The 18,531-nt window shown below is 34.1% G+C and carries 21 protein-coding genes; 6 read left to right on the forward strand and 15 right to left on the reverse strand.

Annotation, left to right across the window (positions count from 1 at the left end; genetic code table 11):
- The first annotated feature begins 204 nt into the window (after positions 1–204).
- The 4 genes from PMOB_RS05305 to PMOB_RS05320 are packed head-to-tail and all read left to right on the forward strand — an operon-like array spanning position 205 to position 3,876.
- On the forward strand, positions 205–1,176 hold the full coding sequence (locus PMOB_RS05305) for a cation diffusion facilitator family transporter (protein ID WP_012208850.1): 972 nt from the start codon (positions 205–207) through the stop codon (positions 1,174–1,176).
- A gap of 16 nt (positions 1,177–1,192) precedes the next feature.
- A complete protein-coding gene (gene obgE / locus PMOB_RS05310) occupies positions 1,193–2,515 on the forward strand; it encodes a GTPase ObgE (RefSeq protein WP_012208851.1) in 1,323 nt (440 codons plus the stop codon).
- Between the two features lie 15 nt (positions 2,516–2,530).
- Positions 2,531–3,085 (forward strand): nicotinate (nicotinamide) nucleotide adenylyltransferase, encoded by a 555-nt coding sequence (gene nadD / locus PMOB_RS05315; protein ID WP_012208852.1) that lies wholly within the window; start codon positions 2,531–2,533, stop codon positions 3,083–3,085.
- Positions 3,086–3,117: 32 nt separating this feature from the next.
- Positions 3,118–3,876, forward strand: a complete 759-nt coding sequence (locus PMOB_RS05320; RefSeq protein ID WP_012208853.1) for an N-acetyltransferase — start codon at positions 3,118–3,120, stop codon at positions 3,874–3,876.
- A gap of 63 nt (positions 3,877–3,939) precedes the next feature.
- On the opposite strand, the gene PMOB_RS05325 is transcribed toward PMOB_RS05320, so the two are convergent.
- The gene (locus PMOB_RS05325) at positions 3,940–4,125 is read right to left on the reverse strand and encodes a hypothetical protein (RefSeq protein WP_012208854.1); all 186 of its coding nucleotides are present in this window, start codon (positions 4,123–4,125) and stop codon (positions 3,940–3,942) included.
- 26 nt (positions 4,126–4,151) lie between these two features.
- Entirely contained in the window at positions 4,152–4,769 is a 618-nt protein-coding gene (locus PMOB_RS05330) for a cyclodeaminase/cyclohydrolase family protein (protein WP_012208855.1), read from the reverse strand.
- 223 nt (positions 4,770–4,992) lie between these two features.
- Between PMOB_RS05330 and PMOB_RS05335 the strand changes: the two genes are divergently transcribed.
- Positions 4,993–7,218 carry a sodium-translocating pyrophosphatase gene (locus PMOB_RS05335; protein ID WP_049755287.1) on the forward strand — a complete coding sequence of 742 codons (2,226 nt, stop codon included), beginning with the start codon at positions 4,993–4,995 and terminating at the stop codon, positions 7,216–7,218.
- 55 nt (positions 7,219–7,273) lie between these two features.
- On the opposite strand, the gene PMOB_RS05340 is transcribed toward PMOB_RS05335, so the two are convergent.
- The 12 genes from PMOB_RS05340 to PMOB_RS10805 form a co-directional block, all read right to left on the reverse strand.
- Positions 7,274–8,020, reverse strand: coding sequence for a beta-ketoacyl-ACP reductase (locus tag PMOB_RS05340; RefSeq protein WP_012208857.1), 747 nt, complete (start codon positions 8,018–8,020; stop codon positions 7,274–7,276).
- A gap of 18 nt (positions 8,021–8,038) precedes the next feature.
- Complete coding sequence (fabD, locus tag PMOB_RS05345) at positions 8,039–8,914, reverse strand: ACP S-malonyltransferase (protein WP_012208858.1); 876 nt, start codon at positions 8,912–8,914, stop codon at positions 8,039–8,041.
- 3 nt (positions 8,915–8,917) lie between these two features.
- A complete protein-coding gene (locus tag PMOB_RS05350) occupies positions 8,918–9,871 on the reverse strand; it encodes a nitronate monooxygenase (protein ID WP_012208859.1) in 954 nt (317 codons plus the stop codon).
- Between the two features lie 16 nt (positions 9,872–9,887).
- Positions 9,888–10,307 (reverse strand): 3-hydroxyacyl-ACP dehydratase FabZ, encoded by a 420-nt coding sequence (gene fabZ / locus PMOB_RS05355; protein ID WP_012208860.1) that lies wholly within the window; start codon positions 10,305–10,307, stop codon positions 9,888–9,890.
- A 5-nt stretch (positions 10,308–10,312) separates the two neighbouring features.
- Positions 10,313–11,161 (reverse strand): DegV family protein, encoded by an 849-nt coding sequence (locus tag PMOB_RS05360; RefSeq protein WP_012208861.1) that lies wholly within the window; start codon positions 11,159–11,161, stop codon positions 10,313–10,315.
- Positions 11,162–11,175: 14 nt separating this feature from the next.
- Positions 11,176–12,408, reverse strand: coding sequence for a beta-ketoacyl-ACP synthase II (gene fabF, locus PMOB_RS05365; RefSeq protein ID WP_012208862.1), 1,233 nt, complete (start codon positions 12,406–12,408; stop codon positions 11,176–11,178).
- A 60-nt stretch (positions 12,409–12,468) separates the two neighbouring features.
- On the reverse strand, positions 12,469–13,110 hold the full coding sequence (locus tag PMOB_RS05370; protein ID WP_012208863.1) for a TetR/AcrR family transcriptional regulator: 642 nt from the start codon (positions 13,108–13,110) through the stop codon (positions 12,469–12,471).
- A 297-nt stretch (positions 13,111–13,407) separates the two neighbouring features.
- Positions 13,408–13,941: a hypothetical protein gene (locus PMOB_RS05375; RefSeq protein WP_012208864.1), complete on the reverse strand. Its 534-nt coding sequence runs from the start codon at positions 13,939–13,941 to the stop codon at positions 13,408–13,410.
- 13 nt (positions 13,942–13,954) lie between these two features.
- On the reverse strand, positions 13,955–14,377 hold the full coding sequence (locus PMOB_RS05380) for a hypothetical protein (RefSeq protein WP_012208865.1): 423 nt from the start codon (positions 14,375–14,377) through the stop codon (positions 13,955–13,957).
- Positions 14,378–14,486: 109 nt separating this feature from the next.
- Complete coding sequence (locus PMOB_RS05385) at positions 14,487–15,539, reverse strand: NHL repeat-containing protein (RefSeq protein WP_012208866.1); 1,053 nt, start codon at positions 15,537–15,539, stop codon at positions 14,487–14,489.
- 59 nt (positions 15,540–15,598) lie between these two features.
- A complete protein-coding gene (locus PMOB_RS05390; RefSeq protein WP_041534074.1) occupies positions 15,599–16,591 on the reverse strand; it encodes a hypothetical protein in 993 nt (330 codons plus the stop codon).
- Positions 16,592–16,680: 89 nt separating this feature from the next.
- Positions 16,681–16,824, reverse strand: coding sequence for a hypothetical protein (locus tag PMOB_RS10805; protein WP_012208868.1), 144 nt, complete (start codon positions 16,822–16,824; stop codon positions 16,681–16,683).
- Between the two features lie 93 nt (positions 16,825–16,917).
- Between PMOB_RS10805 and PMOB_RS05395 the strand changes: the two genes are divergently transcribed.
- On the forward strand, positions 16,918–18,180 hold the full coding sequence (locus tag PMOB_RS05395; protein ID WP_012208365.1) for an IS110 family RNA-guided transposase: 1,263 nt from the start codon (positions 16,918–16,920) through the stop codon (positions 18,178–18,180).
- A 110-nt stretch (positions 18,181–18,290) separates the two neighbouring features.
- On the opposite strand, the gene PMOB_RS11020 is transcribed toward PMOB_RS05395, so the two are convergent.
- Positions 18,291–18,425 carry a hypothetical protein gene (locus PMOB_RS11020; protein WP_269207882.1) on the reverse strand — a complete coding sequence of 45 codons (135 nt, stop codon included), beginning with the start codon at positions 18,423–18,425 and terminating at the stop codon, positions 18,291–18,293.
- Positions 18,426–18,531: the final 106 nt, after the last annotated feature.

Below are 18,531 nucleotides of genomic sequence, written 5' to 3' on the forward strand. Positions count from 1 at the left end.
TATACAGCTTTTAGTTGCTTTGGCACTTTTCGCCCCACTGCTCACCCATTTAATTACTCATTTAAATTATATCATAAAAGAACTTTATGTGAAAAAAAATTGCATTCAAAGAATATTACTTGTGGTATAATAAGCAATGCACATAGGTGTATTGAATTTCAATTTTAGCTGACATTCACTGAAGTCAACAAAGGAGAATACTATTTGAAGAAAACACTAAATGAAGAAAATTTTCAGATTAATTCAACAAGAGAAAAATTAGCCGCAAATGCCTCCTGGATGGGAATAATAATAAACGGTGCTCTTGCTTTTTTTAAATTAGTTATCTCTTTCATTACGGGGAGCATGGCGATTTTAGCTGATGGAATAGATACTACAACGGATATAATAACTTCCATACTAACTTTAATTGCATCGAAAATTTCAAGTAAACCCGCAGATGATAGCCATCCTTTTGGCCATGAACGAGCTGAAACGATAGTTACTAAGGTTTTATCTTTAGTGATTATTTACGCCGGTTTTCAAGTTCTCATAGGTGCCATTCAAAGTATAATAACCCATAGTTTTTCAATTTATAGGCCTTATTTAGTGCTATGGATTTCTTTGATTTCGATATTTACCAAATATTTTTTATACAAATATAAATTCTCCGTCGGAAATAAAATAAGAAACTCTTCTATAGTGGCGGATGCTTTAAATATGAGAAATGACATTTTAACTTCTTTGTCTGTATTAATTGGCATTATATTTTACCTTACGTTAAACATAATGTGGGTGGATTCGCTGGTGGCGATTATTGTATCCGCGTTCATATTCAGAGTTGGAATAAAGATGTTTCTAGAAACCTCAGATGAGTTTATGGGTAGTTCAAAAGAATTAGGAGAAATTTATTACAATACTTTAGAAGCCGTTGAAAAAGTTAGCAAAGCCAATAATCCTCATAAAATCAGGGTGAGAAAAGCAGGATATGTTTATTTTGTCGAACTTCATATCGAAGTCGAAGAAGAAATGAGCGTAAAAGAAGCTAATGAAACAGCGTCGCAAGTTGAAAAGGAATTAAAGAAAATAAATCCTTACATAAAAGATGTGATGATCCACGTAGAACCTTTAGGGAACAACGAGGAAGAAGAATTTGGATTCGATAAAAATTCTATTAAAAGAATTTTTGATAAATAAGTGGAGGTGTAACGTTTTGATCGGTGATTTTGTAGATGAGGTGAACATCAAAGTGATTGCTGGAAAAGGAGGCGATGGAGCTGTAAGCTTTAGAAGAGAAAAATTTGTAGAAAAAGGCGGACCAGATGGTGGAGACGGAGGAGATGGTGGTTCGATCATCATCAAATCAACCCTCAATAAAAATACATTGGTAGATTTTAAATACAAGAAGATTTTTAGAGCAGAAAACGGGGAAAACGGTAAAAATAAAAATAAAGCTGGAAAAGCCGGAGAAGATGTTTTGATTGAGGTACCTGTTGGCACTTGTATCTATGATCTTGAAACCAACGAACTGCTTTCAGATTTAAAAGCTCCACAGCAATATTTGGTTGTTGCTCGTGGTGGTAAGGGTGGCAGAGGAAATGCAAGATTTGCAACTTCAACTCTACAAGTTCCAAGGATCGCTGAAAAAGGTGTGGAAGGTGAAGTCAAAAATCTAAAGCTCATTTTAAAAATTGTCGCAGATGTTGGCTTGATTGGTTATCCTAACGTTGGTAAATCAACATTAATTTCAAGGATTTCAAACGCCAAAGTGGAAATCGCTGATTACCCTTTTACAACTATAGTTCCAAATTTAGGTGTGGTAAAAGTCGACACAGATTATTCTTTCGTAGTAGCTGATATCCCCGGCCTTATAGAGGGAGCACATTTGGGAAAAGGTCTAGGAGATCAATTTCTAAGGCATATTGAAAGATGTTCTGTTTTAGTACATCTTATCGATATATCTTGTTTTGAAAGAGATGACCCGGTAGAGGATTATATAAATATTAGAAAAGAATTAGAGTCTTTTTCTCATATTCTTTTGAAAAAGAAAGAGATTATTGTTGCAAATAAGATAGATGCGGTAGACAAAGACACCCTCGAAAAGAGATTGACGGATTTCAAAAATAGAACGGGAAAAGATATTTTCCCAATTTCCGCTTATACTGGTGAAAACATTCAAGAGCTCATAACTATGGTATGGAGTCATATAAGCAAAGAAAAAATTGAGCAGCAAAAGTTCTTCCAAAAAAGGTTAAAATCCAATGTCACAGAAAAAATAAAAATACAACCTGTCAACTATGAACCCGATCCTTTTATAAAAATCAACGTTGTAAAGTTGGATAATGAAACATTTGAAGTTGTGGGAGACGGCATTGAAAAGTTGCTAAGTAGATACGATATCCATCAAAAAGATTCTCGTCTGTTAATTTTAAATACATTAGAAAAAAACGGATTGAATAAAATTCTAAGAAATGCAGGAGTTAAAGAAGGAGACACGGTGTACATTGGAAATTTTTCTTTTGAATACATACCATAAGAAAAGGTGTTTATTATGCTAATGCTTTTTGGAGGTAGTTTTAATCCTCCTCATATAGGTCATAGAATAATTGCCGAAATAGCTTATGATGAATTTAACCCTGATAGGTTTTTAATAGTACCGTCTAAAAATCCCCCACACAAAAGCATAGATTTCATAGCAAATTTCGACAAGAGGTATTCTTGGTGTGAGAGGGTTTTTTTTGAACATTATTTCGAAGTAAGCGATATAGAAAATAAACTACCCTCACCATCATACACAATAAGGACCATAGAATATTTATCAAATTTTGATAAAAACATTAATCTTTTGATAGGTGAAGACTCCCTTAAAAACTTTCACAAATGGTATAAATGGGAAGAAATATTAAAGAAAGTAAAATTAGTAGTTTATCCCAGATATTTCGAAGAAAAAAATTCATACAGTGTAGACTTTGATTATGTAAAATTGGAAAGTCCTATCGTTGAAATATCTTCCACTTATATCAGACAAAGGATCAAAAAGGGAAAAACTGTTAAAGGTTTGATAGACGATAAGATATTTGAGGAAGTTTTAAAAGAGTACAGTTAAAATCAATTTTTATAAGACTAAGGGGGATAAAAATGTCGTCTTATATAGCCAAAAGTGCCAAAATTGATACTAGCGTTAAAATAGGTTACAATGTAATAATTGAAGAAGATGTTGTTATTCAAAAAGGTACTATCATTGGAAACAATGTAATAATTAAAGAAGGTAGTATTATTGGAGAAAACTGTACAATATCGGATAATTGTATAATAGGTAAATCACCCCTTAAAGCTAAAAATTCTGCCACAACCGAAACAAAAGATCTTTCTCCCTTAATTTTGAACAATAATGTAATCGTGGGAGCATGTTGTATCTTATATAAAGGTACTAAAATATCAAATGACGTTTTTATTGGAGATTTGGCGACCATCCGAGAAGATGTGGAAATCGGAGAACATACTATCATCGGAAAAGGCGCAACAATAGAAAATAAAAGCAAAATAGGTAGTTACGTAAAAATAGAAACAGAGGCTTACGTTACCGCCATTTCTACAATAGAAGATTATTGCTTCATAGCTCCGGGAGTTACCTTTACCAACGATCAATTTTTGGGGAGAACGGAGAAAAGAAAAACACTTTTCAAAGGTCCTACTATCAAAAAAGGGGCTAGAATAGGAGCTAATGCAACAATATTACCAGGAATAATAATTGGAGAGGATGCTTTGGTTGGTGCAGGGAGCGTAGTCACTAAAAATTTAGAACCAAAAAAAATATACGTTGGCGTTCCCGCGAGGGAAATTCGAAACGTCCCAATCGAAGAATTATTAGAAAATCAAACTTATTTTCACCCTTAAAATCCCAATCAAATGAGTTTTATAAACATAAGGGCCGGGAAGAAAAACCCGGCCAATGTTTTATTAATTTTCTATTTCTTTAAGCTGTTTTTCTATTTGCTCTAACTCTTGGTTAATCCTTTCCCATTCTTTTTCAAGAGATTCATCATGCTCATGAGGGCCCATGTACTTTTCTATAGATTTCTTCTGTGCCTCTAAAGTTTTCTTCTTTTTTATTAATTCTTCTCTTAAATATTCTTCTTCGGCCATTATGTTCCACCCCCTTAATTAAATTATTATATATAAACTTTGGAAAGCAGCCTTAATTCAAGAGTGTTCGCTTCTCCTTCAATTTTTTCAATTTGACTGTTAATGTCTCTTAGAAAATCTTCGTCTTTAATAGATGGAAGGTTTATTTTTACATTGTATAATCCACCATCAACCGCTGCTTTTGCCATTACAAGAGAAATTGCTGCGTCACTTTTAGCCATTTTGTACCCTTTTTCTATTGTAATCCCCGAAAGTTCCATAACTTCCAACGCGTCTTTGGCTATCTGCAGGGGTAAAAGTGTTGCCTTTTTTGTTTTTTCTTGGATTTTTTCATTTCTTGCTCTTTTCTCTTCTTCGGTACTTTTTGGAAGTTTTAATGCCTCTATCACCTCGTTGAAAGCTTGCGCATCTTCCTCCATGAGTTGAAGGAATTTGTCTCTGTACTCTTCAAACTTTACTTTCAAATCTTTCATTTCTTCTTCCACATCTTCGTACTTTTTTTTGCCGATAGTTAAATTTGCCACCATGCATCCCAAACTGGCTCCTATAGAGCCCGCCAATGCCGCAGCACTTCCGCCGCCGGGAGCTGGTTCGTTTGACGAAAGCTTTTCTAAAAAATCTTTTAAACTCATTTCCGACAACAAATTAACTCCTCCTTTTTTGTGATATTTAACGCAATAGGCATATTAGTTTTCCTGAAAAATTCTATTACTACTATATATTCTATCAAAAGTGAATTGAAAAACAATAAATACCCTTTGGAAGAAATATCCTTCTAATTGTTTCTAAAGTCGTTTAATTGTTCCTAATCACATTTAACTGCCATTTTTAAAACTTATTTTTTTGAGTAGAGGATGGTATAATAAAATGGGGTATAATGTTATACTTCAAATTTCACAACACTTTGGAGGTGAAACAGTGGGTAGTCTATGGATTCTGGCAATAGTTCCAGTAATAGCTTTAATATTTGCAAGTGTTAACTTTAGACAGGTCGTTGTTTTAGACGAAGGTACAGAGAAGATGCAACACATTGCAAAGGCTATTAGAATTGGTGCTTCCGCCTTTGTTAACCACGAGCTTAAAGTATTGACGATTTATGGAATATTTATCGCTTTAGCTTTAGGTATCGTGGTAGAGTGGTATGTTGGAGCCGCTTTTGTAATGGGGGCTTTTATGAGTGCCCTTGCTGGATACATAGGTATGAAAATAGCTACTTACGCTAACGTCAGAGTTAGCAATAAAGCTCGTACAGAGAAAAGTATTGGAAAAACTCTGAAAGTTGCATTTCAAGGTGGAAGCGTTATGGGTCTTAGCGTTTCTGGATTGGCTCTATTAGGTTTATTTTTAGTATATATTATCTTTGGAAATTGGTTAGGACAGCTTTCTGCAGAAAATTTGGTAATCAAAGTCAATTGGTTGGGAATAAATTATATTCCTTTCACCATGACTGTTTCAGGATATGCCCTTGGATGCTCAATAATCGCTATGTTTGATAGGGTTGGTGGAGGAATTTACACAAAAGCTGCGGACATGGGAGCAGACTTGGTTGGAAAAACAGAATTGGCTTTACCGGAAGATGATGCACGAAATCCCGCAACTATCGCCGATAACGTGGGAGATGATGTTGGAGATGTTGCAGGACTTGGGGCAGATTTGTTGGAAAGTTATGTAGGTGCGGTAATTTCATCTATAGTTCTAATATTATATACTCATTTCCTTTTGGGACCTCAAAACTTTTCTTATGATTCCACAATGAGATTAACTTACTATCCTATACTTTTTATATCTTTAGGATTAATTTCTTCGATGATTGGAATATTGTATATAATCTTAAAAAAACCTTCAAATGATCCCCATAGAGATTTGAATATATCTTTGATGACATCAGCATTTTTAACTGTAATTTTAACTTTTTTCCTTAGCTTTTTCTACTTGAGGGGCATCAGTATTACCGAATTTCAAAATATCGGTTTCAGATTGGGATACTTCTCCCCTTGGTTGGCAGCTTTCATCGGTATAGTAGACGGTATTTTTATGGGACTTATAGCAGAATATTACACTAATGATGCATACCATCCTACAAAAGAATTGAGTGAATTCGCTAAGGGTGGTTCAGCTATTGTCATTACAAAAGGATTAGCGTTGGGAATGGAAAGCGTTCTTTTGCCTGTTTTCCTTTTGATGTTGGGAATTCTTGTGTCCTTCGAAATAGCAGGATTGTATGGTGTAGCAATGGCAGCTTTGGGTATGCTTTCTTTCGTTGCCACAACGGTTTCAGTTGATTCGTACGGTCCAATAGCAGATAATGCTGGTGGGATAAGCGAAATGGCAAAATTGCCGCCTGAAGTTAGAGAGATAACCGATAAACTAGACTCTGTAGGGAACACAACGGCTGCTATAGGAAAAGGTTTTGCTATCGGTTCGGCTGCTTTAGCGGCATTAGCTCTCTTCGCATCTTTTATTTATTCTCAAGCTGGTCCTGGAGATGGAGGAGTAGGGCATTTAGAAAATATTCTGATCTTGAACATGATAGATTCTAGAACAATAGCCGGTGCTATTTTCGGCGCGGCATTACCTTTCTTTTTTAGTTCTTTTCTAATAAATGCCGTGGTAAATGCAGCTAACAAGATGGTGGATGAGGTAAGAAGACAGTTTAGAGAAATCCCTGGATTGATGGAGGGCACAACAGATCCAGATTACGAAAGATGTATCAGGATTAGTAGTGAAGGTTCGCTAAGTCAAATAAAATTCCCTGCCCTTATCGCCACTCTAACCCCTATAATTTCTGGATTTTTACTAGGACCAAACTTTGTAGGAGGACTTTTGATTGGAACTACTCTCAGTGGTGTTATGTTAGCAATATTTACAGCTAATTCTGGAGGTGCTTGGGACAACGCAAAAAAGAGAATAGAAGCTGGAGGCGTTGAAGGAGAAGGGAAAGGTACCGATGCCCATAAAGCAGCAGTTGTGGGTGATACAGTTGGAGATCCACTGAAAGATACTGTTGGCCCTTCTCTAGATATACTAATCAAGATTATGGCGGTAACTTCCCTTATAACCGTTTCAATCTTTAAAGTGTATCATCTATTTTGAAAACAAAATCCCGAGGTTGTACATTTAATTGCCTCGGGATTTTAATTCAGTATAATTAAATTCTTAATCCACCGTCTATCCTTATAACTTGTCCCGTTATGAAGGAAGAATCATCACTGGCTAAAAATACGGCTAATTTTGCTATATCCTGAGGTTCTCCCAATCGTTTTAAACACGTATTCTCTACAACATACTCTATTAATTCTTCCTTTAAACTTTCGGTCATCCCTGTTCTAACAAATCCTGGCGCAATAGCGTTTACTCTGATATTTTCTCCTTTCATTGTAAGTTCTTTCGCCCAAGATTTTGTCATTCCTATTATACCTGCTTTTGCTGCCGAATAATTAGTTTGACCGATGTTACCTTCAATTCCTACCACGCTCGCCATGCTTATTATATTCCCAAACTTTTGTTTTCTCATTATCTTTGCAACCGCTTTTGTCATAACAAAAGTTCCTTTTAAATTCACTTGAATTACCTTATCAAAATCTTCTTCTTTCATAATAACCAAGAAGTTATCTTTTGCCATTCCGGCATTGTTTACTAATATGTCTATTTTTTGGTATTTGTTATATATCTCAGTCACAATTTCGCTAATCGCATTGAAATCGGTTATGTCTGCTTGGTAATAAATGAACCTATCTTCTGGAAAATCACTTTTTTCATTTTCTTCTATTTGAGGTCTTTCATCTATAGCGATCGCTATTACGGTGGCACCTTCTTTTATGAAATTCCGAGATATTTCTTTCCCTATTCCTCTAGAGCCACCTGTTACGATCGCAATCTTTTGATTTAATTTCAAAGGGAACACCCCCAATTTTTATATATTAAGTAGTTTAACGGTTTTATTTATTTGTTTAATAAATTTTGTGAGCACATTTGTAGGTCCAATTTCAACAAATTCATCCACACCATTATTCACACATTCCTCAATACACTCTATCCATCTAACGGGAGAAGTTATTTGCTTAATTACATTTTCCTTGATGAAAACAGGATCTGTTTCAAACTTCGCCGTCACATTCTGAACAATGGGAACCCTTGGTTTTTTGAATTCTAAATGTTCAATTTTTCTTCTTAACCTTTCTTCTGCATCTTTTAGAAATTTCGAATGAAACGGACCGCTTACATTCAACGGTACGACCTTTCTGGCTCCTCCTTCCTTGAGCTTTTCCATAGAGATCAAAAGCTCTTCCATTTCTCCACTAATTACAATTTGTGAGGGAGAATTGTAATTAGCTATTTGAACGTTTGGATAATTGGCTAAAACTTTTTCAATCTCATTTAAATCCATGCCTATTACAGCTGCCATACCGCCTTTTCCTGGTTCAAAAGCTTCACTCATGTACAATCCCCTATAATAAACTGCTTCAACTGCCTCTTCAAAATTGATCACGTTTGCTGCTAAAAGTGCTGTCCATTCCCCTAAAGAATGACCAGCTACCACATCAGGTTTGAGACCTTCTTCTAAAGCATTCAAATATTTCATATAGCTAATTGTTAGTATGGCAACTTGTGCATTTTGGGTTAAGGTAAGCTCTTTTTCATCAGTTCCAAATATTATACTTTTTATGTCTACTCTAATCTTATTTTTTACTTTATCAAAATATAACTCATATTCAGGCTTTTTTTCTAATATATCCTTTCCCATTCCCAGGTATTGGGATCCTTGCCCCGTAAACACAAAACATCGCAAAACTTATCTCCTCCTTTCATCGACATTTTTCTCTAAGTCGTAATTTTTCAAGATATACGACATTATATCTTCTATAACTTCGTTAACACTTTTTATTTCATCGATCAAACCAGAGGATTGTCCCGCCATGAAAGACCCGCTTTCTTCATCACCGTACAAGAAAGCCCTCATAAGGCTGCCTACCAAAGCTTCTTCTGCTTCTTCAGGTGAAGATGCTTCTAGCTTCGCTATTTTTTTACCGAACTTTGTTTTTATTATGCGAGCTGGATGACCCATTTTCTGACCAGTAATTATGGTGTCTCTAATACCCGCATTTATTATTTTTTCTTTGTAATTTTCATGGGCTTCACATTCATATGTGGCTATAAAGCGAGTCCCCATCTGAATGCCTTCTGCTCCTAAGGATAAGGCTGCAACCGCACCAGGCCCGTTAGCAATTCCACCTGCTGCGATTACAGGAACCGACAAGATACTGGAAAGCTTTGGAACTAAAACCATAGTGGTTACATCTCCAATGTGTCCACCACATTCCATTCCTTCACCTATTATAGCTTCAGCGCCAGCATTTTCTAACCTCAAAGCTAGATTTTCCGATGAGACTACGGCTAATGTTGTTATCCCATTTTCTCTAAGCAAGGGAATGTATTTGCTAGAATTTCCAGCTCCTAAAATGGCAACAGGCACTTTTTCTTGAATTATCAAATCTATGACTTCATCTATATGAGGATTAAGCATAATAACGTTTACGGCATAAGGTTTATCGGTCATCTCTCTTATTAAATCAATCTGTTTCTTCAAAAGTTTTGCATCCATGTTTCCAGAACCTATAGTTCCTAATCCACCAGCATTAGAAACAGCTGCAGCCAATTTTGCAGTACCCACCCATGCCATTCCGCCTTCTAATATGGGATATTTAATTTTCAATAAGTCAGTAACCCTATTTTTTACTGGTTCCAATTCGGCACCTCCATCTTCAACTCTTTTTGATACCTACCATTATCTCTGCTTGTGCACATACCTGTTCTTCCACTGTAGCTATTCCCTTTAATTTGAACATGTTTGCTTTCTTCTGTAGAATTTCTAGATCGTATATCAATTTATCTCCAGGTCTTACTTCCTTTTTAAATCGAGCCTTATCTATACCCGTAAACAAAGGAATTACATTCTCATCGGTATCTTTTAGAAGCAATAATCCAGCAGTTTGAGCCATACCCTCAACAATAAGTACTCCCGGCATTATGGGATAATTTGGGAAGTGACCTTGAAAAAAAGATTCGTTAATGCTAACGTTTTTAAACGCCTTGATCTTTTCTTCATTTAATTCTAAAACCCCATCAACAAGCAAAAAAGGGTAACGGTGGGGCAATATTTTCATTATTTCCTCTATATTCATAATTTTCACTCCCATGTAGTTACTATTCCACCAGAATCAGGCCCTAAATGCATACCTATTATTATATCCATCGGTTCAAAGATTATCTTTTCCCTCGGTACTCCCAATTTAACTACTTCATCCAACAAATCGCCACCTATTTTTAAGCTCCCTGTATGTTCAACGGTTATATTCTTTAACTCTCCTCTGCCTTTTTCTTCCATTGCCAATGTAGTAAGCTCTTTAATTATTTTATTGTATCCTCTAATCCTTTTAACGGGCAATATTTCACCATTCTCCAGTTTTAACAATGGTTTAATGTTTAACATGCTTCCCACAAAAGCAGTTGCTTTTCCTATTCTTCCACCTTTTGCAAGATAATTTAAACTTCCTACGGTAAAGTATACATTCACTTTTTCTTGAAAATGTTCCACAAAACTCTTCAACTCTTCTATACTATAATCTCCTGAATCTATAAGCTTTTTTAATTCTAGTACTACATAACCTAATCCCCATGTAGCTTCATAACTTTCCACTATATGGATCCTTTTTTCATCTACTTCCTTAGCGGCTATCCTAGCAGAATTATAGGTGCCACTAAGTTTTCCTGAAAGATGGACAGATATCAATTCATCGTAATCTTTAAGCATTTTTTTGTATACCTCTTCAAAATCTTGAGGCGTGGGTTGTGAAGTGGCTGGTATATAGTCAGACGTTTTTAAAAACTCATAGAAGTCGTCTACATCAATATCCACAGCCTTTTCAAACTTGTCTTTCATCTTTACATACAATGAAACACAGCCTATCCCCATTTCTTCTAATTGTTTTGGATCAATGTCGCAGGTATTATCGGTTACTATTCCTATTTTAGGCATAATTGTGCCCCCTTTTATGATTTAACAAAAATTAGAGACGCATTGTGTCCCCCAAAACCAAAGGAGTTCTTTAAAATTACGTTTACTTCAGCGTCTTGAGTCTCTCTTGGGATATTGAGCGTTTTCATCTCTTCATCAGGCTCTTCTAAATTTGGCATTCCATGAACAAAATGATTATGGCTTTCTATTATTGAAGCTATTAATTCAATTGCCCCTGCAGCTCCTAAAGTATGTCCTATTAAAGTTTTAGTTGACTGTAAATACGGTTTATCCGCAAATTCACCGAATATTTTTTTAATAGCTTTTACTTCTGAATTATCTCCAACAGGGGTACTGGTAGCATGACAATTTATAAGATCCACCTTAGAAGGATCTAATTCAGCCATTTTTAAGGCGTTCTTTATTGCTCTTGCAGCCCCCTCACCTTCCGGATCAGATTGACTAATATGGTAAGCATCCCCTGTCATTCCATATCCTGCTATATATCCATAAATCTTTGCTCCTCTTGCCTTTGCATGTTCTTCTGATTCTAAAACTAATATCCCAGCTCCTTCTCCCATCACAAACCCGTCTCTATCTTTGTCAAAAGGTCTTGATGCTTTTTGTGGTTCATCATTTCTTTGAGAAAGAGCCATCATGTTGGCAAAAGCTGCTATTGGCATAGGATCAATAACCGCTTCGGAACCTCCCGTTATTGCCACATCAACTTCTCCACTTCTTATCAACATAACAGAACTTATTATTGAATGGACAGCTGAAGCACAGGCGCTAACAGTAGTAAAATTTGGTCCCTTTAATTTATGCCTTATAGAAACAACTCCACTTGCCATATCGGCAATCATCATAGGTATTAAAAAAGGGCTAACATACTTCGGACCTTTTTCGTTCATTACTCCAAACTCATGATACAGAGTTTTAAAACCGCCTATTCCTGAACCTATTATTACTGCAGCATTTTCTCTCCAATCTTGATCTTGAGACAATCCGGCATCTTCAATAGCTTCATCTGAGGCAGCAACAGCTAATTGCAAAAACCTATCATAACGTTTGGCAGTTTTCCTATCCATGTACTCCTCGGGGTCAAAATCTTTTATTTCAGCAGCTATCTTAACTTTATGATCAGAGGTATCAAACTGAGTTATTTTATCTATGCCGCTTCTCATTTCTTTTAAACCTTCTAAAAATCCCTGTGTGTTCTTTGCTATCGGGTTTATTGTTCCCATACCAGTTATTACGACTTTGTGCATCCACATACCTCCTGACTGTTATTTTATGAATTTGTAAAAGCTCTCTTGATAGATGTGTGATTATGATGAAGAAGCCAACATCTTTTTTGTTACTTCTATGTAATACTCATATATTTGTTGAGGTTTCAACCCCGCCCATTTTTTGTACAATGTCTCTCGAAGACTTGCTTGCTGAACCATTCCTGTTATCTCACTCCACAAAACCATTGCGATCTTTATAGGCTCTAATCTTTCGTCTATTGAACCATCTTTTATCCCTTCTTCAACGGAACTAACTAACAACTTAAAAATCTCTTCACTCTTTTCATATGCCTTCTTCACATGGGGATCTTTGTCATCGAAACGAACTTCCAAGGTTTCATAATTCAATATCAACTTATAATAATCAACATATTCAAGGCTGAATGATACGTATGTTTCTCCCATTGATACAACCTTTTCAAAACCGTTTTTACAAGAGGAAAATTTTTCAATAATAGACCTGAGCAAAGCAGATAACGCTCTTTCAACAGAGGTAAAATATAGATCTTTTTTGCTTGAAAAGTACAAATACAACGTCCCTTTTGCAAGATTAGCTTTCTTTGCAATTTCGGTCATTGTAGCTTTCTCATAACCTTTTTCAACAAAAATTTTTTCTGCTACATTCATTATTAAATTCAATTTTCCCTCTTTATTTTTCTTCTCCAAACTATTTCGCCTCATATTTTTACCCTCTAATAAAATAAAAATGACCAAAGGTCATCACTTTCATAAGATTATACCACAACAAAAAATCTATTTCAAGTTTTCGCAGGATTCTCTTTCAAAAAGTGCTGGTAGATAAAATTGAATATGAACAAAGGATTAAATAATATGGTTTCATTCTGAAAAACACAAAATATATCACGATTGATATTCGATGGGAAAAGACCAACCCAGCATACGATACGATACGATTCAAAGGAGTTGGAGACATTTAAACCTATTCCAATCTGAAACATATATTAGAGGATACTAATTTTATTCCTCTTTTTCGTTGGTAATTAAATTATATTTCTTTTCTAACGTATTAACTTCACATTCCATAAGGAAACAATAATAAGCTAAATTACCCTTTGCATTTAGAAGAGAAGAGTATATTATTAAATAATCTGATATTAGTTTTAAATCATTAGGATAACGAGTTAATAAATATTCTAATTGTTCTAAATTCATAGAATAGATTTCAACGGATGATTCCCATTTATCGATATTATTTTGAATATTATAAATATTCATTATTTGATTGTTATTTTGCTCTTCCACTAATAGTCTTAAATCATCGATATTATTCTGCGGAGGGAAAGTAGATATAGTTTTGAAAGATATTCCAACAGAAAAACCATTTGAGACGTTATAAGATATATTTGGAGATAAAGAGAAGAAATCCCCCACATTAAAAGTATTTTCAAGATTTAACGAATATGAAATATTTGGATCATCGAATGTATATGAATTTCTGTAAGTTAAATTGGAGGATATACTGGGAGCATTGGTATAATATTTTGGGGCCAATGTGATATAATAATTAAGAATAGTAATTTTGATAATTTTTTAATATTTCTCCTTGAATGAAGTAATTCAAAAATGACGAGAATACAGAAATTATAAGTTCTTGTTCCACATTTATTTCTTGAAATTTTGCTTTGATTATTTCTTTCTCTTTTTCTTCTTTTATCTTCCCCATATACAAGATATCTCTTAAGTCCTTAGAAATATTTATACTATAGTCGTTTTGATTAAAAGTGAAAGTTGTTGATGGAATGGCATTAAAATTAATTAATTGTTCTTCCATGGTTAGTTGATTCACTTGGTTACTGAAAATTCTTTTGTCATAAGTGTCTAGTGCTTTAACATGTTCTTCAATTACACAATAGATGTTAGAAGAATTAGCTAAAAGAGATAAGCTTAGCAAAATATACATCAAAAACATAACTTTTCTTCTAATCATATCCCATCTCCTCTTTTGAAGAAATGTTGTATATGAATACAAATTAAATATTTTATTTCTTTTTTGCTTGACCTTAACTACAAGCTATTTTTTATTTCTTGTATTTTTGTTATTCATCTTTTAGTTTTTCTATTATCGGTAAAGTTTGATATATCTGATAGTTTTCTTTAGTAACTAATATTAAAAATCCTCTGTGCGCCAACAATTTTATCGGTTTCTCTGTAAATGGTTCCTCGTGAAATATTTTAGCTGAATATTTCCCATCATCTTCTTCAACAAGTACAGCCATTTTGAGCTTGTTGTCTGATGTAGAATGGTAAAGTATGAAGATATTTCCTAATGAATCGATAGCAAAACTGATAATCTCATCATCTTTCAATTCTTCTACAAATATTGCCTTAAAAAATCCTTGGGGGTAAACGTATTGAAAAATATGGTTTGAAGAATCTCTAACAAATAAACTTCTTTCAAAAGTTAAGGCTGCTTCAAATTGTTGGGCATCTATACCCTCGTATTTTATTCCTGACGTTGCAGGAAATGAAGAAAGAATCTCACCTGAGATCGTCATCCTGATAATTTCATTTTTCTTTTTATCGATAAGCCAAAAATCTTCTTTCTTTAAAGATCCATTTTGAATAAATCCAAAATTAGTAGGCGACGAAAGTAATAAGTCATTTTTTGAATCAATTCCTACGTCTATTGTATTGACTAAATCACCTTCTAAAGAGAAAACAACTACTTCCTTTATTTTTTCCGAATAACCAACAAAGTACTCTGAACCTTCACCTGGTATCCATCCTAATTTTACAAAGATTAAGTTACTTAATTCGTAATCTTGATATTCTTCTTTCGGAAATGTGTGAGCAACACTGTGTGGTGCATAATTATCAGGTTTGATAACTGAGTAGATTTCGATAAAATTTTCCACAAGGAGGTTATCTGGATCTGAGTAAACATAAAACTTATTATCATAAAAAGAAAATGCATCAGTAATTGGAGAAGGATTATCAACAGCTAAAGTAAGAGACATAGTTTTAGATGGAGAAATATTCATAAACATATCTTCCTTTGTTTCGTTAGCAAATAAACTGCTAACACCAAAAGCGGTAAACATGAATAAAAGAACAAATAACAACATCCTCTTTTCAATAATCATTTTCATTAAACCTCCTCCTATTTTATTCCATCATGCTTCCTTTCCTCTTTCAACTTTTTAATTATTTAAAAAGTTTCCCATTTACATATTTTTTGTGGTAGAGAAAACTCAAAGAAATATCTCTTAAGGTCTCTGTGATTGTAAATATAGAGGATATTTTTCCCATCGGCATTTACATTTTCATCAAAGGCAAACTTCGGATAGTAAAGCAAATTTGGACTATTTATATACAATCTTATATTCAGGTCTTCATCTAATACGAATATTTCCGCTTCACCTTTTGACAAGATTAAATGGTTTTCAAAAGTCACAAATGATTCATTGATAACAGCATTTTCTCCTAATTCTTTATTTTCTTCTTCCATGTATTTTCCATCTTTATTTGATAATTTATATACCCCTTGTACAAAAGGTTCTGAAGTGGCGTAAGCTTTCGGACCAACTTGTTCAGTTTTACCATACATGTAACCTAAGTATATCGTATCCCCTATTACTTCTATATTGGTATAATTCATACCAGGTGATTCTTGGCCTAGTTCAGGGAATACCCTTTCTATTGTATCACCTTTCACTTTAAAAAGGCCCTTGATTTGATCTAAAACGAATATTTTTGAATCAATTATTTTTACATTGCTTATACTAAGATCGTTGTTTAATGTAATCGTGTTCAGAATTTCTCCTTCTGAATTGAAAACTTTTACTATGTTGTAGAAAGCTACATATAAAGAATCATCGTAAATATCCATTCCACCCGCGGTCAAAAGATATTTTTCTATTTCTTCACCATTGTAAATGATTTTCACAGGAACTTTCCCGTAACTTTCCAATTCTAAATCAATTATATTGTTGATCTTTCCTTTTGAATCTATGAAATACACTAAGCCGTTCTCTGACAAAAGATAGACATTACCATTTTGACTAGCTATATCCAATATTTCGCTTTCATTGTCAAGCAGATTAACAATAAAGCTTTTATCGAATTCTAAACTCACTGAAAAAGTGAAGGTGATAGAAATCAAAATAAACATTATCAAAAATTGCCCTCTCAACATTTTCATTTTTTTCTTCCTTTCTTTATATTCCCTACAAAAATGAATCTCTTATAGGGAAGAGGGAAAATTCCTCTTCCCCTGCAATAATAAATCACTTATCTTTCTTCTATGATATTTGATGATACAATATAAGCATAAACAACTATTTTCTTTAAAAAATGAGTGGGTAGTAGAACGCTTATTCTTTCTGAACTTTTAAGTTCGTTTAAAAGTTTGTTCGCTACCCACTTTCCGCCCATAAATCCGATACTTGATTGACCTTTCAAGGCCGTATTAGAAGGATGATTGCAAAAGGCGGATCCTCAAACAATACTAAAGCGAGGTGAAAAAATATGTATTTTGTAGGTATTGATATTTCTAAAAACTCTTTTCATTACTACATCTCCGATTCAGGTAGGACCAAAATCGATAGTGGTAAATTCAAACAGAATATGAGTGGTTTCACCACTTTCGACAAAATTCTTAAAAAGTTCAACAAAAGAGAGATTATAATTGGTATGGAATCCACTTCTATTTACCATCAACATTTGTTTTCTTATTTACTTAAACACGATTATGATGTCCATATCATTAATCCCCTTTTGTTGAAAGAATTCAGAAAAAGTGAAACTCTTCGCCATTCTAAAAACGACAACATTGATTCCAAGCTGATCTCCATTTGGCTGAAAGAAAAGTATCCAGACAACATCCCTTCTTCTAAGGAGATAGATAATTTCACTCAATACTCTCGCGAGATCATTAACCTTTCTGAGGAGATTTCAAGGGTTAAGAATGAAATCAAACGTTATGTCTACCTTTTGTTCCCTGAATTGGAATCTTTTCAATCTAATATCTTTATCAAGAGTTTAATGAATTTATTGTATAACTTCCCTTCTGCAAGGAAGATCGCTACAACCAACAAAAAACAGCTTATTGATGCGATGAAGATAGATAATCAATTGTATTTCGATGAAAATAAGTTGGACCAAATCATTGAACTTTCTAAAAATTCAATAGCAAGTGGCAACGATGCGCATGAGTTAGCTCTTCAAAAAAGAATAGAATTGTTGTTCAAACTTGAATCAGATCAAAAGCTCTTCAAAGAAAAATTGAAAGAAACTTTGAACAATTCATCAAACGATGTAATTAAAAACCAGGTAGAATTAATACAATCTCTTGATGGTTTCAATGAAACAGCTTTAAATATTGTAGCAGAAACAGGAGATATTAACCGATTCTATTCTGCTTCTGCCCTGGTGGCTTTCGTTGGCATCGATCCTCGTACAGAGGAATCAGGTCAAATGAAAAAAGGCTGGTTCATCAATAGAAAAGGTAACAGATACCTAAGAAAAGCTGTTTACATCGCTGCCATCGTTGCTATTCAAAACAATGAATACTTCAAGAATTATTACATGAAACTACGTACTCGAGGTAAATCACATACTGTTGCTGTGTTAGCCGTAGCGGGAAAATTGTTGAGAATAATATATTCACTGGTAAAGAGTGGGAAAAAATATGATTCTGACTATCATTACAAATTACAAAATCAAGAACTGAGAGCTCATGGCAATTATACAGCAAAAAAATTAAAAAGGAAAAGAGAAATAGTAACCTGAATAAACAACAACTGCTACTTTCAACCTAGAAGTATGACTGAATGAGGATTTTTTAAATAGAAAATATTTAAAATTTTTTTAATTAAATAGGGGACTATCATACTTGACTTTTAACCAACGTATACCATACTAATTGTACCGATTAGCATAAGTGCGGACCAACCTCCTAATAAACAAAAACTACAAATAAAACATCCAGCACAATCGACTCCCTCAATGATGTATTCGGGGTTCAAATCATTCATATTTTCATTCACCTCCTCGTACAAGGTTTTTTAATTGGCTTCAAATATACATCAATAAACTATTACAGGGATCGGACAAAAAATTTATGTTAAAATCAAGCTCGAT

Origin of the sequence: Petrotoga mobilis SJ95 (assembly GCF_000018605.1) — a bacterium.
GTDB classification, from domain to species: Bacteria; Thermotogota; Thermotogae; order Petrotogales; family Petrotogaceae; genus Petrotoga; species Petrotoga mobilis.

Excerpts from the sequence above, each read along its gene's own strand:
- PMOB_RS11020 (WP_269207882.1), bottom strand. The coding sequence starts at position 18,425 with ATGAATGATTTGAACCCCGAATACATCATTGAGGGAGTCGATTGTGCT.
- PMOB_RS05395 (WP_012208365.1), top strand. The coding sequence starts at position 16,918 with ATGTATTTTGTAGGTATTGATATTTCTAAAAACTCTTTTCATTACTAC.
- PMOB_RS05380 (WP_012208865.1), bottom strand. The coding sequence starts at position 14,377 with ATGATTAGAAGAAAAGTTATGTTTTTGATGTATATTTTGCTAAGCTTA.
- PMOB_RS05370 (WP_012208863.1), bottom strand. The coding sequence starts at position 13,110 with ATGAGGCGAAATAGTTTGGAGAAGAAAAATAAAGAGGGAAAATTGAAT.
- PMOB_RS05390 (WP_041534074.1), bottom strand. The coding sequence starts at position 16,591 with ATGAAAATGTTGAGAGGGCAATTTTTGATAATGTTTATTTTGATTTCT.
- nadD (WP_012208852.1), top strand. The coding sequence starts at position 2,531 with ATGCTAATGCTTTTTGGAGGTAGTTTTAATCCTCCTCATATAGGTCAT.
- PMOB_RS05325 (WP_012208854.1), bottom strand. The coding sequence starts at position 4,125 with ATGGCCGAAGAAGAATATTTAAGAGAAGAATTAATAAAAAAGAAGAAA.
- PMOB_RS05385 (WP_012208866.1), bottom strand. The coding sequence starts at position 15,539 with ATGAAAATGATTATTGAAAAGAGGATGTTGTTATTTGTTCTTTTATTC.
- PMOB_RS10805 (WP_012208868.1), bottom strand. The coding sequence starts at position 16,824 with ATGGGCGGAAAGTGGGTAGCGAACAAACTTTTAAACGAACTTAAAAGT.
- PMOB_RS05335 (WP_049755287.1), top strand. The coding sequence starts at position 4,993 with ATGGGGTATAATGTTATACTTCAAATTTCACAACACTTTGGAGGTGAA.
- fabZ (WP_012208860.1), bottom strand. The coding sequence starts at position 10,307 with ATGAATATAGAGGAAATAATGAAAATATTGCCCCACCGTTACCCTTTT.
- PMOB_RS05360 (WP_012208861.1), bottom strand. The coding sequence starts at position 11,161 with ATGCCTAAAATAGGAATAGTAACCGATAATACCTGCGACATTGATCCA.
- PMOB_RS05320 (WP_012208853.1), top strand. The coding sequence starts at position 3,118 with ATGTCGTCTTATATAGCCAAAAGTGCCAAAATTGATACTAGCGTTAAA.
- fabF (WP_012208862.1), bottom strand. The coding sequence starts at position 12,408 with ATGCACAAAGTCGTAATAACTGGTATGGGAACAATAAACCCGATAGCA.